Genomic DNA, 19599 nt, shown 5'->3' with positions numbered 1-19599 from the left:
TTTCCTGGAAATACTCCAGAGCGACATCAGGCCGCTTCTATCTCGGACGCTTCGAAGCGATAGGTCGTCGAGCAGAATTCGCAGGTCACTGCGATTTCGCCATTGTCCTGGCTCGCCTCGATCTCCTCGTCCGTGAAGCCCTTCAACACACCCTTCAACTTGTCGCGAGAGCACGAACAGCGATCGAAAACCGCCTTCGGCTCATAGACGCGCACGCCGCGCTCGTGGAACAGGCGATAGAGAAGGCGCTCGGTACCAACAAGCGGATCCGTCAGCTCGTCGGCATCGATGGTTTCCACCAGGCTGCGCGCTTCCGCCCAGGCATCGTCCTCGGCATGATCGCGCATGCCGGTATCGCCGTCGCCGCCATGCAGGTCCGGCTGGCGCATGCGCTCAGGCGCTTCCGGCAGGAACTGCGCAATCAGGCCACCGGCCCGCCAGCGATGACGCGGCTTGCCATCCCCGTCGCGATCGAAGAGCTCGGCGGCACCCAGGCGCACGCGCGTCGGGATCTGCTCCGACTGGCGGAAGTAGGTGCCGGCAATCTCCTCGAGCGAAGCGCCGTCGAGCGCGACGATGCCCTGATAGGGCTGGCTGAAACGGCCCTGATCGATGGTGAAGGCAAGCACGCCCTTGCCGAGCAGCTGCTCCGGTTCGGTCCGGCCCTCGGCGACGGCCTTTGCCAGCGCCTCTTCATTGAAACGCGCATAGGCCCGAACATTTTCCGGCGTCGAGAAATCGGCGACCAGAAGATCGACGGGGCCGTCACCCTTGGTCTGCACGGTGAACTTGCCTTCGAATTTCAGCGACGTGCCGAGCAGAACCGTGAGAACGATAGACTCAGCCAAAAGGCGCGCTACCGGCGTCGGATAATCGTGCCGGGCCAGGATCGTGTCCAGAAGCGGACCAAGCTGCACGGCGCGGCCGCGCACATCGAGCCCCTCCACCTGGAAGGGGACGACGTGATCGTCACCGGCAAAATCGAATTGACCCAGCGAGGCGGCATTTTCAGCCATTGCTTTACTCCTACTGCGCCCGCGCCCTCAAGGCGCGGCTTCATATCCTCAGATCGCGCCCAGGCACCAAGCAAGAATCGACTTTTGCGCATGAAGGCGGTTTTCCGCCTCATCGAAAACAACGGATTGCGGACCATCGATCACTTCGTCCGTCACTTCCTCCCCGCGATGGGCGGGCAGGCAATGCATGAACAATGCGTCTTGGCCGGCCTGTGCCATCAAAGCCTTGTTGACCTGATAGGGCTGGAAGACGTTGTGACCGCGAGCCCGGTGTTCCTGATTCATGGAAACCCAGGTATCGGTTACCACGCAATCGGCGCCGGCGACCGCCCGGTCGGCATCATGCGAGAGCATGATTTCGGCGCCCTCGTTGCGGGCCCAGTTCAGATAGTGATCCTTCGGCTCGGAACCAAGGGGTACCGCCATGTTCATGCGATAGCCGAAACGAGCGGCGCCTTCGATCAGCGAATGCAGGACATTGTTGCCGTCGCCGGTCCAGGCGAGCGTCTTGCCCTTGATCGGGCCGCGATGCTCCTCGAAGGTCATGATATCGGCCATGATCTGGCAGGGATGCGTATCGTCGGTCAGCGCATTGATGACCGGAACGGTCGCATGTTGGGCGAGTTCCAGCAGGCGCGAATGATCGGTCGTGCGGATCATGATCGCGTCGACATAGCGCGACAGCACCTTCGCCGTGTCGCCGATCGTCTCGGCGCGGCCAAGCTGCATTTCGGTGCCGGAAAGGAACAGCGTCTCGCCGCCGAGCTGGCGCATGCCGACATCGAAGGAAACGCGGGTTCGGGTGGACGGCTTCTCGAAGATCATCGCCAGCATCTTGCCGGCCAGTGGCTTGTCGGCCGTGCCGGCCTTCTGCGCCTGCTTTCGCACGATCGCATCGTCGATGATATTGCGCAGCTCGGCAGCCGGAACGGCGGAGAGATCGAGAAAGTGTTTCGGAGAAGCCATGTCCTCACCTGTACTCCAGAAAAAACAATAACGCCCGCGTGGGGCACGCATAACCCCTTAAATCGCCATCGATTTAAGGGAAGGCTTATGCGATTTCTAGGTATTACCGCGTCCTTTGCGCGTCGCTTCGACGCGCGGCGCGGTAACCGCCCCGACTGCGGGCGTTGAGTTCAAGCCGATTTCTTGATGCGGGCAGAGCGCGCGCGTTCGGCGGCACGATCGAGACGTGCCAGACCTTCGCGCGCTTCGTCAGCGGTTACGACCAGCGGCGGCAGGAGGCGGATGACGTTATCGCCCGCCGGCACGCCCAGCAGGTGCTCGGCACGGATCGCCTGCAGCAGATCCGCCTGCGGTATTGCCGCCTTGATGCCGAGCATCAGGCCTTCGCCGCGAACATCCTCGATGATGTCGGGAAAACGGTCCTTCAGCGAGGCGAGGCCCTGGCGGAACACCAGAGCGATATCGCGCACATGCTGCAGGAAGCCATCAGCGAGCACGATGTCCAGCACAGCATTGCCGACTGCCATGGCAAGCGGATTGCCGCCATAGGTCGAGCCGTGCGTGCCTGCCTTCATGCCCGAGGCGGCCTCCGCCGTCGCAAGGCAGGCGCCCAGCGGGAAACCGCCGCCGATGCCCTTGGCAACCGCCATGATATCCGGCTTGATGCCGGCCCATTCATGGGCGAAGAGCTTGCCCGTGCGACCGACGCCGCACTGCACCTCGTCGAGAACCAGCAGCAGGCCATGCTCGTCGCAAATCTCGCGCAGGCCGCGCAGGAATTCGTTGGTCGCGGGACGAATGCCGCCCTCGCCCTGCACCGGCTCGATCAGGATCGCGGCCGTCGCATCGGTGATGGCGGCGCGAACGGCATCGAGATCGCCGAACGGCACCTGATCGAAACCCGGCGCCTTCGGGCCGAAGCCTTCGATGTATTTCTCCTGGCCGCCGGCGGCGATCGTCGCGATGGTGCGGCCGTGGAAGGCGCCTTCGAAGGTGATGATGTGGAACTTTTCGGGATGTCCCTTGGCGAATTGATAGCGCCGCGCCGTCTTGATGGCGCATTCCAGCGCCTCGGCGCCCGAATTGGTGAAGAACACCTTGTCGGCGAAGGTTACTTCCGTCAGCCGCTTCGACAGCTTTTCCTGGCCGGGTGCTTCATAGAGGTTGGACAGATGCCAGACCTTGTCGGCCTGCGCCTTCAATTCGGCGACCAGATGAGGATGGGCATGACCCAGCGAATTGACCGCAACGCCGGCTGCGAAATCGAGGTAGCGCTCGCCGTTTTCGGTAACCAGCCAGACGCCCTCGCCTCGCTCGAACCGCAGCGGAGCACGCAGATAGGTATCGTAAAGCGGCGCGGTCTCTGCCATGGCATATCTCCTCGATCACAACCCTAAGGACCAATCGCTTCCATACGATGAAACGGGTCCGAAAAAATCAAAAATGCCGCCTTGCGGCGGCCTGGGCACTATTGATGTTTTGCACCGCGATGTCAACAAAACTGGCGATTTAGCAGGTGCGAGAAAGCGCCCACGGCCAAAAGGGATGCGTTCGGCACTGCCTATTGCAGAAATGCCACGCCGGGGCAGCAAGTTGGGGAAAACCTCGAAATCGATTCCTCAAGATTCCCGCGACTCTTGTCACGGAGTCAGCCTCACACTAGGTTAAAAACCAATTGCTAGACTGCATGCGGCGGAACTAGTCACCACAATTTTAGAGCGTTTCGCGCCTCGATCCCATGCGAGGCAATGGTGAGGGATTCTGCCATCGGAAACGCGACAGCGGAGACAGGGCATGAATTGGACAGACGAACGCGTCGAAAAGCTGAAGAAGCTATGGTCCGAAGGATTGAGCGCCAGCCAGATCGCGGCGCAGCTTGGCGGCGTGAGCCGTAATGCCGTCATCGGCAAGGTGCACCGCCTGAACCTTCCCGGCCGAGCGAAGGCGGGTGGCACCGCGGCGGCTGCACGCACGCCAAAGCGCAGCAGTGCTGCGCCCCGCGCCCCGAATTACACGTCTCGCGTTGCAACCCGCACGGTTACCCGCCAGCAGGGCGCAACCATGCTCAAGGAAGAAATCGAGGTCGATGCCGTCAATGAAATCCAATATCGCCCGGCATCGAACGTCGTCGTTCCGATCTCCCGGCGTCTTGGCCTGACGGAGCTTACCGAGCGCACCTGCAAGTGGCCGGTGGGCGACCCGCTGAAGGACGATTTCCACTTCTGCGGCAACGAAAGCCCGGATGCGTCGCCCTATTGCGGCTATCATCAGCGCCTGGCCTATCAGCCGGTGCATGAACGACGTCGGCCGGCCCAGCCACGCGGCTGAGATCCCCATCGCGGAGATAAAAGAAACGGGCCCTTGAGGCCCGTTTTCTATTTCCGCCACTACTGCATAATTTTAAGGTGTTACAGCGACCTTAGCGCGTCTTGAAAGGCGCGCGGCGCTGTAATGTTGATGCCTGAGCGGGCTCTGCCGCTCAGGCTTCCATGGAGTAGCCCGCGCCGCGAACGGTGCGGATGACATCCTGCATATTGGAGAAATTGAGCGCCTTGCGCAGGCGTCCGACATGGACGTCGACAGTGCGTTCGTCGACATAGATATCGTGCCCCCATACGCCGTCCAGCAGCTGCGAGCGCGAGAAGACACGGCTCGGCGAGGACATCAGGAATTCCAGCAGGCGGAATTCCGTCGGCCCCAACCGCACTTCGCGGCTCTTGCGGTGGACGCGATGGGTTTCGCGGTCCAGCTCGATATCGCCGCAACGCAACACCGTGGAGAGAACCTCCGGACGGGCACGCCGCAGCATCGCCTTGACGCGGGCCATCAGCTCCGGCGTCGAGAACGGCTTGACAACGTAATCGTCCGCGCCGGTGGAAAGCCCGCGCACGCGCTCGCTTTCCTCGCCGCGGGCCGTCAGCATGATGATCGGCAGGCGCTCCGTCTCCGGCCGCATACGCAGCCGGCGGCAGAGCTCGATGCCGGACACGCCGGGGAGCATCCAGTCGAGGATCAGGAGATCGGGGATGCGCTCCTGAAGACGCAGCTCGGCCTCATCGCCTCTGAGGATGGTGTCGACCTCGAAGCCTTCGGCCTCGAGATTGTAGCGCAGCAGAACGCTCAGCGCTTCCTCGTCTTCTACAACAGCAACTCTCGGAACCATGCGCCTTTGGTCTCCTTTTTCGCTTCCAGATTATTCCGTCACCGCGCCGACGGTGTTGGCGGTATCATCCTTCGGGCGCTCGCCTTCGGGCTGGGCGCCGGTCGCCATGTAATAGATCGTCTCGGCGATGTTGGTGGCATGGTCGCCGATGCGCTCGATGTTCTTCGCGCAGAACAGAAGATGCGTGCAGGTGGTGATGTTACGCGGATCTTCCATCATGTAGGTCAGCATCTCGCGGAAGAGCGAGGTGTACATGGCGTCGATTTCCTCGTCGCGCTCACGGATCGATACGGCCTTGTCCGGCGAACGGGTGGCGTAGACGTCCAGAACTTCCTTGAGCTGGCTCAGCGCCAGTTCGGAGAGGTGCTCGATGCCGCGGGCGAGACGGCGCGGAACGCCGGTGCCCTGCACGGCGATGACGCGCTTTGCGGTGTTCTTGCCGAGATCGCCGACGCGCTCCAGGTCGGAAGCGATGCGGATCGAGCCCATGATCTCGCGCAAGTCTGCCGCCATCGGCTGCCGGCGTGCGATGGTGACGATCGCCTTGTCGCCGACTTCACGCTCGGCATGGTCGAGGATGACGTCGTCTGAGATGACCTTCTGCGCAAGACCGGTATCGCTTTGGACCAATGCGCGAACGCTGTCGCTGACCATCTGCTCGGCCAGGCCGCCCATCTCCGCAATGCGGCGCGTCAGGAACTTCAGGTCTTCGTCATAGGCAGAGAGAATGTGAGTGGAGACCATTTTTCTATCCTCAAGGTGAACTGTGTGAAAGGGTCCGCGCGCTTGATATCATCAACCAAAACGGCCCATGATGTAATCCTGCGTGCGGAAATCGTCGGGATTGGTGAACATTTTATCGGTATCGTTCTCCTCGACCAGATGGCCGAGATGGAACATTGCGGTGCGCTGCGAGACGCGGGCTGCCTGCTGCATGGAATGCGTCACGATGACGATCGTGAAGTTTTCCCGCAGCTCATGGATAAGATCCTCGACCTTTGCCGTGGCGATCGGATCGAGCGCCGAACACGGCTCGTCCATCAGGATGACTTCCGGACTGACGGCAACGGCGCGCGCGATGCAAAGGCGCTGCTGCTGACCGCCCGAAAGGCTCGTGCCGGCATCATGGAGCCTGTCCTTGACCTCGCCCCACAGGCCCGCCTTCTGCAGGCTGGTCTCGACGATATGATCGAGATCGGCCTTGGAGCGATGCAGGCCATGGATGCGCGGCCCGTAGGCGACGTTCTCGTAGATCGACTTGGGAAACGGGTTGGGCTTCTGGAAGACCATGCCGACACGCGCGCGCAATTCCACGACATCGATGTTGTTGTCGTAGACGTCCTGATCGTCGAGCGTGATCTTGCCGGTGACGCGGCAGGTCTCGATCGTATCGTTCATGCGGTTGAGGCAGCGCAGGAAGGTGGACTTGCCGCAGCCGGAAGGGCCGATCAGCGCCGTCACCGTATTGGCGCGGATCTTCAGATTGACATCGAAGAGCGCGCGCTTATCCCCGTAAAAGACCGAAACGTCCTGGCCGATCATCTTGTAGGGGATCGTCGTCATTTTCTTGGCCAGTGCTTTTTCGCTTGCGGCTTCGCTCATCATGTTCATTCCTCGGCCCTCCCTACCAGCGCCGCTCGAAGCGGCGGCGCAGCAGGATGGCGCCGATGTTCATCGCGACGAGGAAGAAGAGCAGGACGATGATGGCCCCGGACGTTCTTTCGACGAAGGCACGCTCGGCCTCGCTCGCCCACATGTAGATCTGCACCGGCAGCGCCGTCGAAGGATCGAGGGGCGATGTCGGATAGTTGGCGACAAAGGCGACCATGCCGATCAAGAGCAGCGGCGCCGTTTCGCCGAGCGCATGGGCAAGCCCGAGGATGGTGCCTGTCAGGATGCCTGGCATGGCAAGCGGCAGGACATGATGGAAGACCACTTGCATGCGCGATGCGCCGAGGCCGAGCGCGGCGCTGCGGATCGACGGCGGTACGGCGCGCAGCGCCGAACGCGTGGCGATGATGATCATCGGCAGCGTCATCAGGCTCAGCACCAGCCCACCGACGAGCGAAGCCGAGCGCGGCAGCCCCATTATGTTGATGAATACCGAGAGGCCCAGCAGGCCGTAGACGATGGAAGGCACGGCGGCGAGGTTGTTGATATTGACCTCGATCAGGTCGGTCAGCCGGTTCTTCGGCGCGAATTCCTCCAGATAGATCGAGGTGGCGACGCCGACGGGAAGAGCGAGCACGAGCACGGTCAGCATCAGATAGAGCGAGCCGATCAGCGCGACGCCGAGGCCGGCGGCTTCCGGGCGGCTGGAATTGCCCGACAGGAAGAGACCGCTGTTGAACGCCTTGTACAGGGCGCCGCTTTCGCTGAGCTGCTTCATCCAGGCGACCTGCCGGTCGGATACCTTGCGATCCTTCTCATCGACGGTCAGATCGATTTGCCCCTTGTTGGCGGAATCGATACTGGCGCTGGCAAGGAAGGTGACGTTCTGCGTCGTGCCGATGATCGAAGGCTTCGCAAGCACCCGGTCGCGAAGCACGATCCTGGCGCTATCCGACACCATCGCAGTCGCCTCGCGAACGAGCGTGCGATTGGCGGGATCGATATCCAAGGCTTTCACTAGCGCGTCACGCACCAGAACCGGATAATTGGCTGCAACGAGGACCTTCGGATCGGTGGCCCGCTTGGCTGTGGGATCGATCATCTTCTCCGTGAATTCGATCGGCAGGGTGATCGATGTCTGAACAAAGGCGGTGTAACCGTTGCGGACTACGGTCGAGATCAGGATGACAAGGAAGACGAGGCCGAAGATAACGGCCGTGACGCCACAGGTGCGGAAGCGGCGCTCGGCGGCATAGCGCCGCTTGATGCCGATATCACGTCGCGCTGGCGCGCCCGGTGTGAGCCCACGCGGCATATTCGACACCGGGGAGGATACGACGTCGCTCATTCGTATTGCTCCCTGTAGCGGCGGACGACGTAGAGGGCATAGACGTTGAGGCACAGCGTCAGAAAGAACAGCGTAATGCCGAGCGCGAAGGCGACAAGCGTCTGCGGCGAGGTGAATTCCAGGTCGCCGGTCAACTGGTTGACGATCTTCACGGTCACGGTGGTCATGGGCTCGAAGGGATCGAACTGCATGCGCGCCGCCACGCCGGCAGCCAGCACCACGATCATCGTTTCGCCGATCGCGCGCGAGGCCGTCATCAACAGCGCGCCGACGATGCCCGGAAGCGCTGCCGGAAGCAGGACGCGCTTGACCGTTTCCGAGCGGGTGGCGCCGAGGCCGAGCGAGCCGTCGCGGAGCGACCGCGGCACCGCCATGATGATATCGTCCGACAGCGAGGAGACGTAAGGAATGAGCATGACGCCCATGACGAAGCCCGCCGTCAGCACGCTCTGAGCCTCGATGAAGCTTGTGTAGCTTCCCGTCAAAAGACCATCGATCTCGGCCGAGATGTCCCTGAGGAAGGGACCGACGGTGACGAGGGCGAAGAAGCCGTAGACGATCGTCGGAATGCCGGCCAGAACTTCCAGCATCGGCTTGGCGATGGACCGAACGCGCGCCGAGGCATACTCGGCCATGTAGATTGCAGCGAACAGGCCGATGGGCACGGCGAAAAGCATCGCGACGAGGCTGATATAGATCGTTCCCGCCAGCAGCGGTATCAGACCGAAGGTGCCCGACGTCTGCGAGCCGGCGCCGGCGAAGCGCGGATCCCAGATGGTTCCGAAAAAGAACTCGTTCGCAGGCACCAGACTGAAGAAACGCGCCGCTTCCGAAAGCATCGAGATGAGGATCCCGACCGTCGTCAGAACGGCGATGGAGGAGGCGACGATCAGCGCACCGAGAATGACCTGTTCGACGCGGTTGCGGGCGCGGAAACGCGGAGCGATGACGCGCAAGCCACGGAGCGCGCAAAGCAGCGACAAAAGGATCGCGACCGCGGACATCACCATCCGGCTGATTTCGCGCATGCCGTTATATTTGTTGGCGGCATCGATCATGTAGCCGGTGGGACGAGCCGCGAGCGGTACGCCCTTCTGCGCCAGCAGTAATTGCAGGTCAGCCGTGCCGCCGGCAACGTCGGCAAGCTCCCGACTATCCAGCTGACGCATGCCGCGGGCAATGCTGCGCGCCATGCCGTAGCTGAGGTTAAGCTCCGCCTGCGGCAGAGACTTTACCTCCTCCGGAAAGGATTTCGTGACCAGGCGATCGATCACGACGGGACTGACGACCAGCCAGACACAGACGAGCGCCAAAGCCGGAAGCACCGCCCAGATGGCGGCATAGGCACCGTGATAGCCGAGCCGGGAATGCATGGACGAAGATCTGCCGCCCGACAGCGCAGCCGCTCTCACCCGCCCCAGCACGAAAGCAAAGGCGCCGATGACCGACAGGCACAGCAGCAGTAGCGATACACTCATTCCCATTCCCCGGCGAACGCCGGCGCAGCCAAAGGCCCGCGCCGCCGCTCTGTCCTTACGCATTCACATGATCTTCCCGTCAGCGAAGTCCTTGCGGATCTGGCCGCGCTCGGCATCCGGCGCCGGCACGAGGCCGTATTCCGCCAGCGGGCTGTCCGGTCCGATCATCTGATCGCTCGTGAAGAAATCGACATATTCCTTAAGCCCAGGGATGACACCCAGATGGGCTTTCTTGACGTAGAAGAACAGCGGCCGCGACACAGGATAGGTGCCATCGGCGATCGTCTGCCCCGAGGGCACGATGCCGCTGACGGTGGCGACCTTCAGCTTGTCGGCATTGTTCTGAAAGAAATACAGGCCGAAAACACCGATGCCATGCTTGTTGGCATTGATGCGGGCCAGCGTTTCGGGGTAGTCGCCGTCGATATCGACCGCAACGCCATCCTTGCGCACGGCAATGCACTTCTTGGCTTGCTGGTCGGCATCCTTGACCGTGGCCTTGATCACATCAACCGCGCCGGAGGCCTTGCAGCCGGCGGCAAGCACCTTTTCCTCGAAGACTTCGCGCGTGCCGTGCTTCTCGCCCGGAATATAGGCTGATATTTCGAAATCCGGCAGCGACGGATTGATCTGCGACCACTTCTTGTAAGGGTTGGCAACCAGCTTGCCATCGACGGCGACCTCGGCGGCAAGCGCCTTGTAGAGATCGACCGGCTCGAACTTGATGTCCGGATTGCTCTTGTCGAAGGCGAAGACGATGCCGTCATAGCCGATCTTGATCTGCTGGATATCAGCGACGCCGGCGGCCTTGCAGGCTTCGACTTCACTGCCCTTGATCGGGCGCGACGAATTGGCGATGTCGATGGAATCCGTTCCGACGCCCTTGCAGAATTCCTTCAGGCCGGCTCCGGAGCCGCCGGATTCCACCACGGGAGTCTTGAAGTTGGTAAAGGTCTCGCCAAAGGACTCGGCGACGATCTTGGCATAGGGAAATACCGTAGACGAGCCGGCGATCTGAATCTGATCGCGCGCCGCGGCAGCGCCTGCAAAAGCAGCCGACGCAACCAGCGCAAGAATGGATAATTTCAAAGCATTCATAACGAATCCCCTTGATGAGCTTTGAAGAGCGCTGTTGCGGACGCCACATCCACCTTTCCAGCAATCCATTCTTACTGGCGAAAACACCGCCCTTTTATGTCAGGCGAGTGAAACAATTATGACAGATCATCTATCTGATATTGTTTGGATAAATCTTACCCGAAATGGCGATTAATAGAGGCGTTCAGAAACGGACGGTAAAGTCAGTTCCCTTTCCCACTTCGGACTTGACGATCAATCTGGCGCGGTGGCGGGTCAGAATGTGCTTGACGATGGCAAGCCCGAGACCAGTGCCCTTCTTGGAACGGCTGTCCTCAACGCTTACGCGATAGAAGCGCTCGGTCAGGCGCGGCACATGTTCCGCGGGAATCCCCGGCCCCTGGTCGGAGACGACGACCTCGACGCCCTGGCCCGCATCGTTCCGGAGCGAAACATCGACCAACTTGCCCTCCTGACCGTATTTGCAGGCGTTCTCGATCAGGTTTTCGAAGACCTGCACCAGCTCGTCGCGATCGCCCGATACCTCGACCTTGCCCGGCGGCAGGTGCAGGTTGATCGAGATGTCGAGATCCCCGGCAAGGGGAAGCAGCGAGTCACGCACATGGCCGAGCAGCGGCACCAGATCCACCTTCTGATCCGGCGCGATGTGCGACTTCAGCTCCAGCCTGGACAGCGACAGCAGGTCGTCGACCAACCTGCTCATGCGTGTCGTCTGGTCCAGCATGATCCCGAGGAAGCGCTGCTGCGCCTTCGGATCCGATTTGGCAGGCCCCTGGATCGTCTCGATGAAGCCCCGCAGCGACGCGAGCGGCGTGCGCAATTCATGGCTGGCATTGGCGACGAAATCGGAGCGCATGCGATCGATATGTCGCAGCTCGGAAATGTCGCGGAAGGAGAGCAGGAAAAGCGCGCCCGCCTGCGCATCGGTCTCCGGCACGTCGATGGGCGCGATGCGGACGATATAGACCCGCTCCGAGGGCAGTCGCTCGGAATGCTCGATCTGGTTCGGCGTGTTGGTGGCGATGGTTTCGCGAACCATGTCGAGCAGGGCCGGCGAGCGCAGCTTCGAAGAGATATGGGCGCCGATCGGAAACGCACCGAAGGCTTTTTCGACGGCGGCATTCTGCAACAGCACGGATGCCTCGCGGTCGATGATCAGCACCGGCATATCGAGCGCCGCCAACCCTGAGAAAACGGTATGCAACAGCGCCTGCGGATCGATGGGCGCCGGCTCGGCCTGCGACGGCACCACCACGCGCTCCACCAGCGGCGGGCGCAGCAGCGTGACGATCATGACGATGATCCAGATCCAGAATACGGCGCCGGTATTGATGCCTTCAATGAGTGCAAGTATGGCGATGAGCGTCGCCAAGATGAGGATGGCAACCTCCTGCCGCAGCCGCGCCGCCAACTTCCTGACAAATGACCATTCGTCTTCCAAATGCGCCCGTCCCTTCGCCTACCGTCATGGAATGCTGGATTCCGCGTCTTAGACGTGATTCATGACAGAAGTATTCGGCTCTATCCACAGAAGCCGGTAACTGACAATAATAAATGTAGCCGGCAAAAGAGGAAGTGGGCAAAGGGCTTGAAACTATTGAATAAAAGCTCCAATTTCCCCGAAGAGCTTTTTTTGCCGCAGCCAAGCGGCAGGATTAACGAGGCATAAACAACCGAGGAGCCGATATATGGGAGAAGAAGCCGAAAGCCGCGCGGTGGAACTGGATATCCATGGCACAAAGCGCATGTTCGATGTCGACGATCCCGTCCTGCCAGACTGGATCGACGACGAGGCGCTGACATCAGGCGACTATCCCTACAGGAAGAAGCTCAAGGAAGAGGATTATCTGGACGAACTGAAGGCGCTGCAGATCGAGCTCATCAAAGTGCAATTCTGGCTGCAGGCGACCGGCAGGCGGGTGATGGCACTGTTCGAAGGACGCGATGCGGCCGGCAAGGGCGGATCGATCGCCGCGACCTCGGCACATATGAACCCTCGCCTCGCGCGCGTCGTGGCACTGACCAAGCCGACGGATCGCGAGGCCGGCCAATGGTATTTCCAGCGCTATGTCGCCCAGTTCCCGACGGCGGGCGAATTCGTGCTGTTCGACCGCTCATGGTATAACCGCGCCGGCGTCGAGCCGGTCATGGGCTTCTGCACGCCGAAGCAATACGAGCAGTTCCTGAAGCAGGCGCCGCGGATGGAAAGGCTTATCGTCCATGACGACATCCATTTCTTCAAATTCTATCTCGATATCGGCCGGGAGATGCAGCTGAAGCGCTTCCACGACCGGCGCCATGATCCGCGCGCGGTCTGGAAACTTTCCTCGATGGATATCGCCGCCCTGCCGAAATGGAAGGATTACGGCGAAAAGCGCAATCGCATGCTGGAGGAAACGCATACCGATCATGCGCCCTGGACCGTCCTCCGCGCCAACGACAAGCGGCGCGCGCGCCTGAACCTCATCCGGCACATTCTGCTGACGCTCGACTATGACGACAAGGACAAGAAAGCCATCGGCGAAATCGACGACAAGATCCTCGGCATGGGAGCAAGTTTTTTCAAATAGGCGAAAGACCGTCCAGGTTGGGGTCTAGGAGCATTTCCGCTTTTCTTCGAATCGCGAAAACGCTCCATCTTCCTATTTCCCAACGCATTCCGGATGGAAAACCGCTGCGCACTCTTCCTGGAAATGCTCTATTGCCCGGGCAGAACGCGGATGGCGTAGACATTGACGCCGCGAGCCTTGCCATCGACATCGCTGTTGATGACGAGGCGGCCGGGACTGGTCGGCGCCAGCGAGCGATCGAACTGGACCTGAAAGAGCGCATCCGTCTTCTGGCGAGTGACGGTAAAGCGATGACGGCCGCAGCGGCCGAGCGAACCGAAATCGCATTCCACGGTGATCTGCGTCGGCGCGTCCGAGGTGGACTGCAGCGTCAATGCGATCGTCGATGGCTTGCCTGCCATCCGCTGCAGCACATTTACGGGCACCTCGATCGTCGCGTTACCGTCCGGACCGCTGCTGAGCGAGGTCAGCCGCACGGCCGGCCCGTCATTTTCCGAGACATTCTCCGCCTTCGACTGCTGCCCGGTCGCGACCTTCTGCGCGTCCGTCGGCTTCAATACTTCGACCCATTCGTCGGAGAAGCTGTTCTGCGGGTCGATGGTCGCCAGTCCAGGATTGACGGGACCACTGTTGTCGTCCTCTTCGGACGTATCGGCATCGCTGCTATTGCCGCTGAAATCCTGCGAATCGACATGCGCCGGCGGGTTGCGCACGCTCGTATCCCTCTGCGCGGCAGACATGAAGACGCCTGATGTCTTGATCCACCAGGCGCCGACACCGAGAAAGGCGAGCAGGATGCAGAAGATCAGCAGGCGCGAGAAAAACTTGCGGGGCTTGCGGCGCGCGGCGGCCCGCTCCGGCTTGAAGTTCATCGATCGGGCAGGGGCCGGCGCATCGGCCACCGAGCGTGTGTCGCTGTCAGCGCCGAGATGATCGGCGGGGCCGGCGCGCATATCGCCGAAATCGCCCTCACGCGCTGCGGGCGCCACCGACATCGGCTCGGCGACAGCAGGCGCGCGCGCCGAAAGCGGTGGGTCGCGGGTTTCGCCGCGCACGCTCATGACCGGCTCCGGTCGCTGCACGGCTTCCGATTGGGATGGGGCTGAGGAAGCAGGTGGAATATCAAGCTCCGGCGAAACAGGCACCGCCTGCGCCGGGCGGGTGCGCTCCTCGGCCTCGATCTGCCGGATCGTCGCTTCCAGTCGCTGACGCTGGGCGGCGACGATGTCGATATCGGTGATGTCCTGCTTGCGGAGGCCGGCTTCCAGTGCTTGCCGTGCCGATTGATAGATGCGAGCCCGGATCTCCGGATTGGCGCGATCGGACCGCTCCAACGCGCTTCTGATAGCCGTTTCTAATCCGCTCACATCAGGTCCTTTACTCTTACTCGCGGCATACTCGCATATTCTACCGGCAAGACAGCCATAGTTTTAGCATTCGTTAACCGGATTCGGTAACGCCCCGTCCGGCAATACGCAAGCCTCCGGCGGGAGCCGCGGACACTCGGGCGGGGATAAACGGCAAAGACGACGCAAATGGGGTGGAGGGAGGCAGTAGGCAGTAGGCAGTAGGCAGTAGGCAGTAGGCAAGAGCGTGTTGCGAAGGCAGTCAATCGCTATCGCCCATTTCCTATTGCCCACTGCCTATTCCCTACTGCCTAATCCCCATTGCCTATTTCCTCCTCCATCTTCCCCTCGCGGTCCGCATCTGCTATCCCTTTGACGTTTTCGTAAACGTCAAATATCGGATGATGTTCATGGCCCTTCCCTCGATCCTGACCGAGCATCTGCGCCTGCCGGTCGTGGCTTCGCCTCTCTTCATCATCTCGCATCCGGCGCTGACGCTGGCACAATGCAAGGCCGGCGTCGTCGGCTCCTTTCCCGCCCTGAATGCCCGCCCCGAAAGCCAGCTCGACGAGTGGCTGGCGATGATTACCGAAGATCTTGCCGCATACAATGCCGCAAATCCGGAGCGGCCGGCAGCTCCATTTGCGGTCAACCAGATCGTCCATGCGTCGAACAAGCGCCTGGAACACGATCTTATGCTTTGCGTGAAGTACAAGGTGCCGATCGTCATTTCCTCGCTCGGCGCCGTGCCCGAGGTGAATGCGGCCGTGCATTCCTATGGCGGCGTCGTGCTGCACGACATCATCAATAACCGGCATGCAAACTCGGCGATCCGCAAGGGCGCGGACGGGCTGATCGCGGTCGCCGCAGGCGCCGGCGGCCATGCCGGCCAGCTTTCGCCCTTCGCCCTCGTGCAGGAGATCCGTGAATGGTTCGACGGGCCGCTGCTGCTGGCGGGTGCGATCGCCACCGGCGGCGGCATCCTGGCGGCGCAGGCGGCAGGCGCCGATCTCGCCTATATCGGCTCGCCCTTCATCGCGACGGAAGAGGCGCGCGCGGCGGACGCCTACAAGCAGGCGATCGTCGAGGGCACCGCCGCCGATATCGTCTATTCCAACTATTTCACCGGCGTTCACGGCAATTATCTGAAACCCTCGATCCGCGCCGCCGGCATGGATCCCGACAAATTGCCCGAGGCCGACCCTTCGAAAATGGATTTCGAAGCCGCCACGACCGGCGTGAAGGCCTGGAAGGATATCTGGGGCTCCGGCCAGGGCATCGGCGCCGTCAAATCCATCCAGCCCGTTTCAGCACTCGTCGACCGGCTGGAGGCGGAATACCGGCAGGCACGCGCCCGGCTGACGCTCTGACCGGCACCGAAAAAAGGTTCTTTTTTCACAAGCATCCCGCTTTTTTGCCGATTGGCGATTTGAGCGCTTGAAATCTGACGGCATAGACTGTATCAGCGCCATGCAAATCGCGGGGCCGAACCGAATGCTCCGCAGAATGCCGCTTTAGCTCAGGTGGTAGAGCACATCATTCGTAATGATGGGGTCGCAGGTTCGAGTCCTGCAAGCGGCACCATTTGTTTCTAAATACTTAGCATCGAATGATCTGCGTCGCTGCTCCTTGGCGCCTCTATGGTCGTGGCTGCAATATCGCAATCCGAAGCAATTCAGGGATCGGATGTCATCAAGAACACAATGGACTGCGCTCGACTTTTCGAAAGTGTGAGCTGAAGATGGCTGAACCGGAGATCTCTATGAAGCTCGTGAAGGCAATCGCCGCCGCCTATCTGGCAGTCGCCGGAACGGCGTTGGCAGCTCCCGCAGAGAAGCCAACGCATCTGCTCTGTAAGGGTGACGGCGACGCCAATGTATATGTTCACCTGAATTCCAAAAAGCAGTTCGGCCATATTCTCAGTTGCATCAGCGGCCCATTTATCTCCGACATGACACCTTGCGCGCCCAATGGCGGATACGGTCTGTCAGCGTCCACCGGATCAGCGGCTCTCGTCGGCGTCGTCATGCGCTCGCAGGAATATCAACGCCATCTCGGCGGTGTCACCGGATTCAACCGGCAAGGAGACGACGTGACATTCACCGGAGGTTTCATGGGGTCGAACGGCTTACAAACAGCTTGGACTTTGAAGCTTGATCCCGAAGGCAATGCGGTCGTTCGGGATCAGGAAGGCTCGACACCCTATAAATGCAAGCCTTACATACCCAGTGATTTCAAGTGAGCCATCTTAAAGTCAGCGCCAGCGGCTGCAATCAGCCCGGCAAGACCTGGGTAGCTGCCGCGCTTCCGGCGAATGAAGCGGCTTTATGACGATGCGTTGAATGCAGGGAATTAATACAACCAAAGATTCAGATTTCGATGGTTCTGTGCACCTCGGGATAACGCTCGGGGGAATGCACCATGAAGATTGCCGTTGGCGTGGCGACATGCGGTCGCAAGGCTATACTCGCCGCAATGATCGACAGGCTGGCCGCGCAGGCACGCAAGCCGGATCACCTCTTCCTGTGCCCGACCAAGGATGACGATATCGACATGGCGCGCTTGCGCTCTGCGCCGTTTCCGGTGACGATCCTCTCCTCGCCGCAGGGAAGCTGCCCGCAGCGCAATGCCATCATCGATGCAGCCGTCGGCATTGATGTGGTCGTCTTCTTCGATGACGATTTCTTCCCGGCAACGAACTATCTCGCCGAGACGGAAGCCCTGTTCGAGGCGGATGAAGAGATCGTCGTGGCGACCGGCGAAGTCGTCCGGGACGGTATCCTAGGGGCGGGCCTGACGGTGGACGAAGCCGACGAAGCGCTCGCAGCCGATGCCACCCCCTTTCCGGCGTCGACGATCGAGGCCACGCACAACGCCTATGGCTGCAACATGATCTTCCGCCGGAAGCAGATGCTCGCAAACGGCATCTATTTCGACGAGAATCTGCCGCTCTACGGCTGGCAGGAAGACGTCGATCTGTGCCGGCGGCTGCGTCCCTTCGGCAAGATCGTCAAGTTCAATCGCCTGCGCGGCGTCCATCTCGGTGTCAAGGCCGGCCGCACGTCGGGCCTGCGCCTGGGATATTCCCAGGTGGCCAATCCGCTTTACCTCGTCAAGAAGCGCTCCGTCTCGCTGAAATGGGCGCTGAAGCTGATGGGCGGCAACGTCGCCTCAAACCTCGCCGGCTCCGTCAGCCCGCCGCCCTATATCGACCGGCGCGGCCGCCTGCAGGGCAACCTCATCGCCTTCGGTCATCTGCTGAGCGGATCGCTCGATCCGAAGCACATCAACCGGATGTGAGGCCGGCTAAGATTCGCTGCGCGACCAACAAACCTGAAGTTCGGCGTTCGGATTGCCCCGTTCCGTGATAGAGATTGAAACCGGCCGCGCAATCGGCTGTCTCCGTTATTCTCCATCCCCATTGCCTATCGTTTCAAGGACATCATCATGATCCACGTTCTCGCCATCCTCACCGCGAAGCCCGGCAAGCGTGCCGAGGTGCTCGACGTCTTCCAGGCGAATGTTCCGGCCGTTCATGCCGAAGACGGCTGCATCGAATATACCGCCGTCGTCGATGTCGAAGGAGCAGATCCGGCTTTCGGGCCTGAGACGTTCGTCGTGGTCGAGAAATGGGCAAGCATGGAGGCAATGAAGGCCCATGCGGCGTCCGCGCACATGGCTGCTTATGGCGAGAAGGTGAAGCATCTGATGGCCGAGCGCGCCGTTCATGTGCTGAACCCGGCTTGAGCCGATCCAGCTTCACTAGAGCATTTCCAGGAAAAGTGCGCAGCGGTTTTCCGTCCGGAATGCGTAAAAACAAGAACATAGAGCGTTTTCGCGATTCGAAGAAAAGCGGAAATGCTCTAGGAAGCGGCGCCGAAAGGCGCCGTTTTGCTATCGGCCGGCTCGTCAGTTGTGCGAGAAATGCGGCTGATTGTAGTACCGCCAATGTCCGCCGCCGCCATGCCAGCCGTGATATCCGCCATGATAATATCCACGGTCGCCGTCCCAGCCGTGATGACGGTGGTGAAAGCCGCCGAAGCCGCCAAACAAACCGAACGAGTAAAGTGGCTGATAGCCGCCATAGTAGGGCTCATCATAGCCATAATACGGCCGGTAGTAAGAGGGATACGAGCGATAATACGGGCGATAGTAGTCGCGGTGATAATAGTAGTGCCTATAGACCATCACTCGGTGATGATGGTGGTGCCAATGATGATAGTGACGACGCGCTTCGGCATGGGTTGCAGGCAGCGCGAGCATGCCTAGCGCTATGAGCGCTGTTGCCAGAATTTTCATTTCCAGCCTCCTTGAACGCCGGACGCAAACGCGACTCGGATCATTCGCGTCGTCCGGACCAGATAATAAACGCAATTGAGCCTTCGATAGTTCCACTTGCGGCTGAGCGCAGGCGCTTTCGCGGTGCCTTTATCGCTCATGGGCTCGCGAAGCCTCAGTTCGTCAACCAGCAAGGGGGGGGTGGGCGGTGCCGAAACCGCAAGCCTAGCGAAAGGATCGTTGCGGGGTTAACGGTCCAGCAAAGGAGGTTTGGACCATCATGCGGGATGTCAAAAACGGCGCTCAGCGCGCCGTTTTCATGTCCAGCCGCTATCGTCAGTTATGCGAGAAATGCGGCTGGCCGTGCCAGCGATGATGGCGTGAGCCATGCCGCCAGCCGTAATGGTGGTGCGAGCCACCATGATGAGGGCGATAATAATGATGACGGTGGTGATGATGCATCACGACAGGCCGATGGTGATGCCAGCTGTGGTGATGATTACGCGCCTCAGCATAAGTGGCGGGTAAAGCGAGAATGCCTAATGCGATAAGCGCCGTTGCAAGAATTTTCATCTATAGTCTCCTTGGGTGCCGAACAAGCCCCCCGGCTGCGTACGCCCGGACTAACCTAACCTACCTGAACGCGAAAATGGCGCAATAGTTCCGCTGGAACGGTTCAGCTGTCCGCGGAATCCCTGAACCGCTCTATCTCTTTGTTTTCCTGC

The 19599-nt window shown here is 60.7% G+C and carries 19 protein-coding genes and 1 tRNA gene; 7 read left to right on the top strand and 13 right to left on the bottom strand.

Going from position 1 to position 19599, the window contains the following annotated elements:
- Positions 1 to 26: 26 nt before the first annotated feature.
- From CCGE531_RS03340 to CCGE531_RS03330, 3 genes are all read right to left on the bottom strand, one after another.
- Entirely contained in the window at positions 27 to 1016 is a 990-nt protein-coding gene (locus CCGE531_RS03340; RefSeq protein WP_120662910.1) for an Hsp33 family molecular chaperone, read from the bottom strand.
- 48 nt (positions 1017 to 1064) lie between these two features.
- Entirely contained in the window at positions 1065 to 1982 is a 918-nt protein-coding gene (gene argF, locus CCGE531_RS03335; protein WP_120662909.1) for an ornithine carbamoyltransferase, read from the bottom strand.
- 170 nt (positions 1983 to 2152) lie between these two features.
- Positions 2153 to 3352 (bottom strand): aspartate aminotransferase family protein, encoded by a 1200-nt coding sequence (locus CCGE531_RS03330; RefSeq protein WP_120662908.1) that lies wholly within the window; start codon positions 3350 to 3352, stop codon positions 2153 to 2155.
- A 424-nt stretch (positions 3353 to 3776) separates the two neighbouring features.
- Between CCGE531_RS03330 and CCGE531_RS03320 the strand changes: the two genes are divergently transcribed.
- Positions 3777 to 4310, top strand: coding sequence for a GcrA family cell cycle regulator (locus tag CCGE531_RS03320; protein ID WP_120662907.1), 534 nt, complete (start codon positions 3777 to 3779; stop codon positions 4308 to 4310).
- A gap of 151 nt (positions 4311 to 4461) precedes the next feature.
- Here CCGE531_RS03320 and phoB read toward each other — a convergent pair whose 3' ends face one another.
- The 7 genes from phoB to phoR form a co-directional block, all read right to left on the bottom strand.
- On the bottom strand, positions 4462 to 5145 hold the full coding sequence (phoB, locus tag CCGE531_RS03315; RefSeq protein WP_120662906.1) for a phosphate regulon transcriptional regulator PhoB: 684 nt from the start codon (positions 5143 to 5145) through the stop codon (positions 4462 to 4464).
- 30 nt (positions 5146 to 5175) lie between these two features.
- A complete protein-coding gene (gene phoU / locus CCGE531_RS03310; RefSeq protein WP_077468624.1) occupies positions 5176 to 5889 on the bottom strand; it encodes a phosphate signaling complex protein PhoU in 714 nt (237 codons plus the stop codon).
- A 51-nt stretch (positions 5890 to 5940) separates the two neighbouring features.
- On the bottom strand, positions 5941 to 6756 hold the full coding sequence (gene pstB / locus CCGE531_RS03305) for a phosphate ABC transporter ATP-binding protein PstB (protein ID WP_120662905.1): 816 nt from the start codon (positions 6754 to 6756) through the stop codon (positions 5941 to 5943).
- 13 nt (positions 6757 to 6769) lie between these two features.
- Positions 6770 to 8104 (bottom strand): phosphate ABC transporter permease PstA, encoded by a 1335-nt coding sequence (pstA, locus tag CCGE531_RS03300; protein ID WP_120662904.1) that lies wholly within the window; start codon positions 8102 to 8104, stop codon positions 6770 to 6772.
- A complete protein-coding gene (gene pstC / locus CCGE531_RS03295; protein ID WP_120666439.1) occupies positions 8101 to 9582 on the bottom strand; it encodes a phosphate ABC transporter permease subunit PstC in 1482 nt (493 codons plus the stop codon). Before pstC ends, pstA begins: the two co-directional genes overlap by 4 nt.
- A 63-nt stretch (positions 9583 to 9645) precedes the next feature.
- Positions 9646 to 10680, bottom strand: coding sequence for a substrate-binding domain-containing protein (locus CCGE531_RS03290; RefSeq protein ID WP_120662903.1), 1035 nt, complete (start codon positions 10678 to 10680; stop codon positions 9646 to 9648).
- A 184-nt stretch (positions 10681 to 10864) separates the two neighbouring features.
- Positions 10865 to 12121 carry a phosphate regulon sensor histidine kinase PhoR gene (gene phoR / locus CCGE531_RS03285; protein ID WP_120662902.1) on the bottom strand — a complete coding sequence of 419 codons (1257 nt, stop codon included), beginning with the start codon at positions 12119 to 12121 and terminating at the stop codon, positions 10865 to 10867.
- A 247-nt stretch (positions 12122 to 12368) separates the two neighbouring features.
- Here phoR and ppk2 point away from each other — a divergent pair, with 247 nt between their 5' ends.
- Positions 12369 to 13250, top strand: coding sequence for a polyphosphate kinase 2 (gene ppk2 / locus CCGE531_RS03280; protein WP_120662901.1), 882 nt, complete (start codon positions 12369 to 12371; stop codon positions 13248 to 13250).
- Positions 13251 to 13378: 128 nt separating this feature from the next.
- Here ppk2 and CCGE531_RS03275 read toward each other — a convergent pair whose 3' ends face one another.
- Positions 13379 to 14617 carry a hypothetical protein gene (locus CCGE531_RS03275; protein ID WP_120662900.1) on the bottom strand — a complete coding sequence of 413 codons (1239 nt, stop codon included), beginning with the start codon at positions 14615 to 14617 and terminating at the stop codon, positions 13379 to 13381.
- 389 nt (positions 14618 to 15006) lie between these two features.
- Here CCGE531_RS03275 and CCGE531_RS03265 point away from each other — a divergent pair, with 389 nt between their 5' ends.
- The 5 genes from CCGE531_RS03265 (at position 15007) to CCGE531_RS03245 (ending at position 18343) form a co-directional block, all read left to right on the top strand.
- Positions 15007 to 15966 (top strand): nitronate monooxygenase family protein, encoded by a 960-nt coding sequence (locus tag CCGE531_RS03265; protein ID WP_120666438.1) that lies wholly within the window; start codon positions 15007 to 15009, stop codon positions 15964 to 15966.
- Between the two features lie 138 nt (positions 15967 to 16104).
- Positions 16105 to 16180 (top strand) — tRNA-Thr (locus CCGE531_RS03260).
- 178 nt (positions 16181 to 16358) lie between these two features.
- Positions 16359 to 16838, top strand: a complete 480-nt coding sequence (locus CCGE531_RS03255; RefSeq protein WP_120662898.1) for a hypothetical protein — start codon at positions 16359 to 16361, stop codon at positions 16836 to 16838.
- Positions 16839 to 17017: 179 nt separating this feature from the next.
- Positions 17018 to 17896, top strand: coding sequence for a glycosyltransferase (locus CCGE531_RS03250; protein ID WP_120662897.1), 879 nt, complete (start codon positions 17018 to 17020; stop codon positions 17894 to 17896).
- Between the two features lie 147 nt (positions 17897 to 18043).
- Positions 18044 to 18343 (top strand): putative quinol monooxygenase, encoded by a 300-nt coding sequence (locus CCGE531_RS03245; protein WP_120662896.1) that lies wholly within the window; start codon positions 18044 to 18046, stop codon positions 18341 to 18343.
- Between the two features lie 162 nt (positions 18344 to 18505).
- Here the strand turns inward: CCGE531_RS03245 and CCGE531_RS34640 are convergent, their stop codons facing one another.
- Both CCGE531_RS34640 and CCGE531_RS34115 read right to left on the bottom strand, forming a co-directional pair.
- Complete coding sequence (locus CCGE531_RS34640; RefSeq protein WP_205586467.1) at positions 18506 to 18895, bottom strand: hypothetical protein; 390 nt, start codon at positions 18893 to 18895, stop codon at positions 18506 to 18508.
- 315 nt (positions 18896 to 19210) lie between these two features.
- Entirely contained in the window at positions 19211 to 19447 is a 237-nt protein-coding gene (locus CCGE531_RS34115) for a hypothetical protein (protein ID WP_162943840.1), read from the bottom strand.
- Positions 19448 to 19599: the final 152 nt, after the last annotated feature.

The sequence above is a fragment of the Rhizobium sp. CCGE531 genome, assembly GCF_003627795.1.
Lineage (GTDB): Bacteria > Pseudomonadota > Alphaproteobacteria > Rhizobiales > Rhizobiaceae > Rhizobium.
The sequence above is the reverse complement of the archived record's forward strand: the minus strand, read 5'-3'. Positions and strand labels throughout refer to the sequence as shown.

What these genes read in the sequence shown, in the direction of transcription:
- CCGE531_RS03265 (WP_120666438.1), top strand. Translation starts at nt 15,007, where the DNA reads ATGGCCCTTCCCTCGATCCTGACCGAGCATCTGCGCCTGCCGGTCGTG.
- phoB (WP_120662906.1), bottom strand. Translation starts at nt 5,145, where the DNA reads ATGGTTCCGAGAGTTGCTGTTGTAGAAGACGAGGAAGCGCTGAGCGTT.
- CCGE531_RS03255 (WP_120662898.1), top strand. Translation starts at nt 16,359, where the DNA reads ATGAAGCTCGTGAAGGCAATCGCCGCCGCCTATCTGGCAGTCGCCGGA.
- CCGE531_RS03320 (WP_120662907.1), top strand. Translation starts at nt 3,777, where the DNA reads ATGAATTGGACAGACGAACGCGTCGAAAAGCTGAAGAAGCTATGGTCC.
- CCGE531_RS03330 (WP_120662908.1), bottom strand. Translation starts at nt 3,352, where the DNA reads ATGGCAGAGACCGCGCCGCTTTACGATACCTATCTGCGTGCTCCGCTG.
- CCGE531_RS03340 (WP_120662910.1), bottom strand. Translation starts at nt 1,016, where the DNA reads ATGGCTGAAAATGCCGCCTCGCTGGGTCAATTCGATTTTGCCGGTGAC.
- pstA (WP_120662904.1), bottom strand. Translation starts at nt 8,104, where the DNA reads ATGAGCGACGTCGTATCCTCCCCGGTGTCGAATATGCCGCGTGGGCTC.
- CCGE531_RS34640 (WP_205586467.1), bottom strand. Translation starts at nt 18,895, where the DNA reads ATGAAAATTCTGGCAACAGCGCTCATAGCGCTAGGCATGCTCGCGCTG.
- CCGE531_RS03250 (WP_120662897.1), top strand. Translation starts at nt 17,018, where the DNA reads ATGAAGATTGCCGTTGGCGTGGCGACATGCGGTCGCAAGGCTATACTC.
- CCGE531_RS34115 (WP_162943840.1), bottom strand. Translation starts at nt 19,447, where the DNA reads ATGAAAATTCTTGCAACGGCGCTTATCGCATTAGGCATTCTCGCTTTA.
- phoU (WP_077468624.1), bottom strand. Translation starts at nt 5,889, where the DNA reads ATGGTCTCCACTCACATTCTCTCTGCCTATGACGAAGACCTGAAGTTC.
- CCGE531_RS03290 (WP_120662903.1), bottom strand. Translation starts at nt 10,680, where the DNA reads ATGAATGCTTTGAAATTATCCATTCTTGCGCTGGTTGCGTCGGCTGCT.
- argF (WP_120662909.1), bottom strand. Translation starts at nt 1,982, where the DNA reads ATGGCTTCTCCGAAACACTTTCTCGATCTCTCCGCCGTTCCGGCTGCC.
- pstB (WP_120662905.1), bottom strand. Translation starts at nt 6,756, where the DNA reads ATGAACATGATGAGCGAAGCCGCAAGCGAAAAAGCACTGGCCAAGAAA.
- ppk2 (WP_120662901.1), top strand. Translation starts at nt 12,369, where the DNA reads ATGGGAGAAGAAGCCGAAAGCCGCGCGGTGGAACTGGATATCCATGGC.
- pstC (WP_120666439.1), bottom strand. Translation starts at nt 9,582, where the DNA reads ATGAGTGTATCGCTACTGCTGCTGTGCCTGTCGGTCATCGGCGCCTTT.
- CCGE531_RS03245 (WP_120662896.1), top strand. Translation starts at nt 18,044, where the DNA reads ATGATCCACGTTCTCGCCATCCTCACCGCGAAGCCCGGCAAGCGTGCC.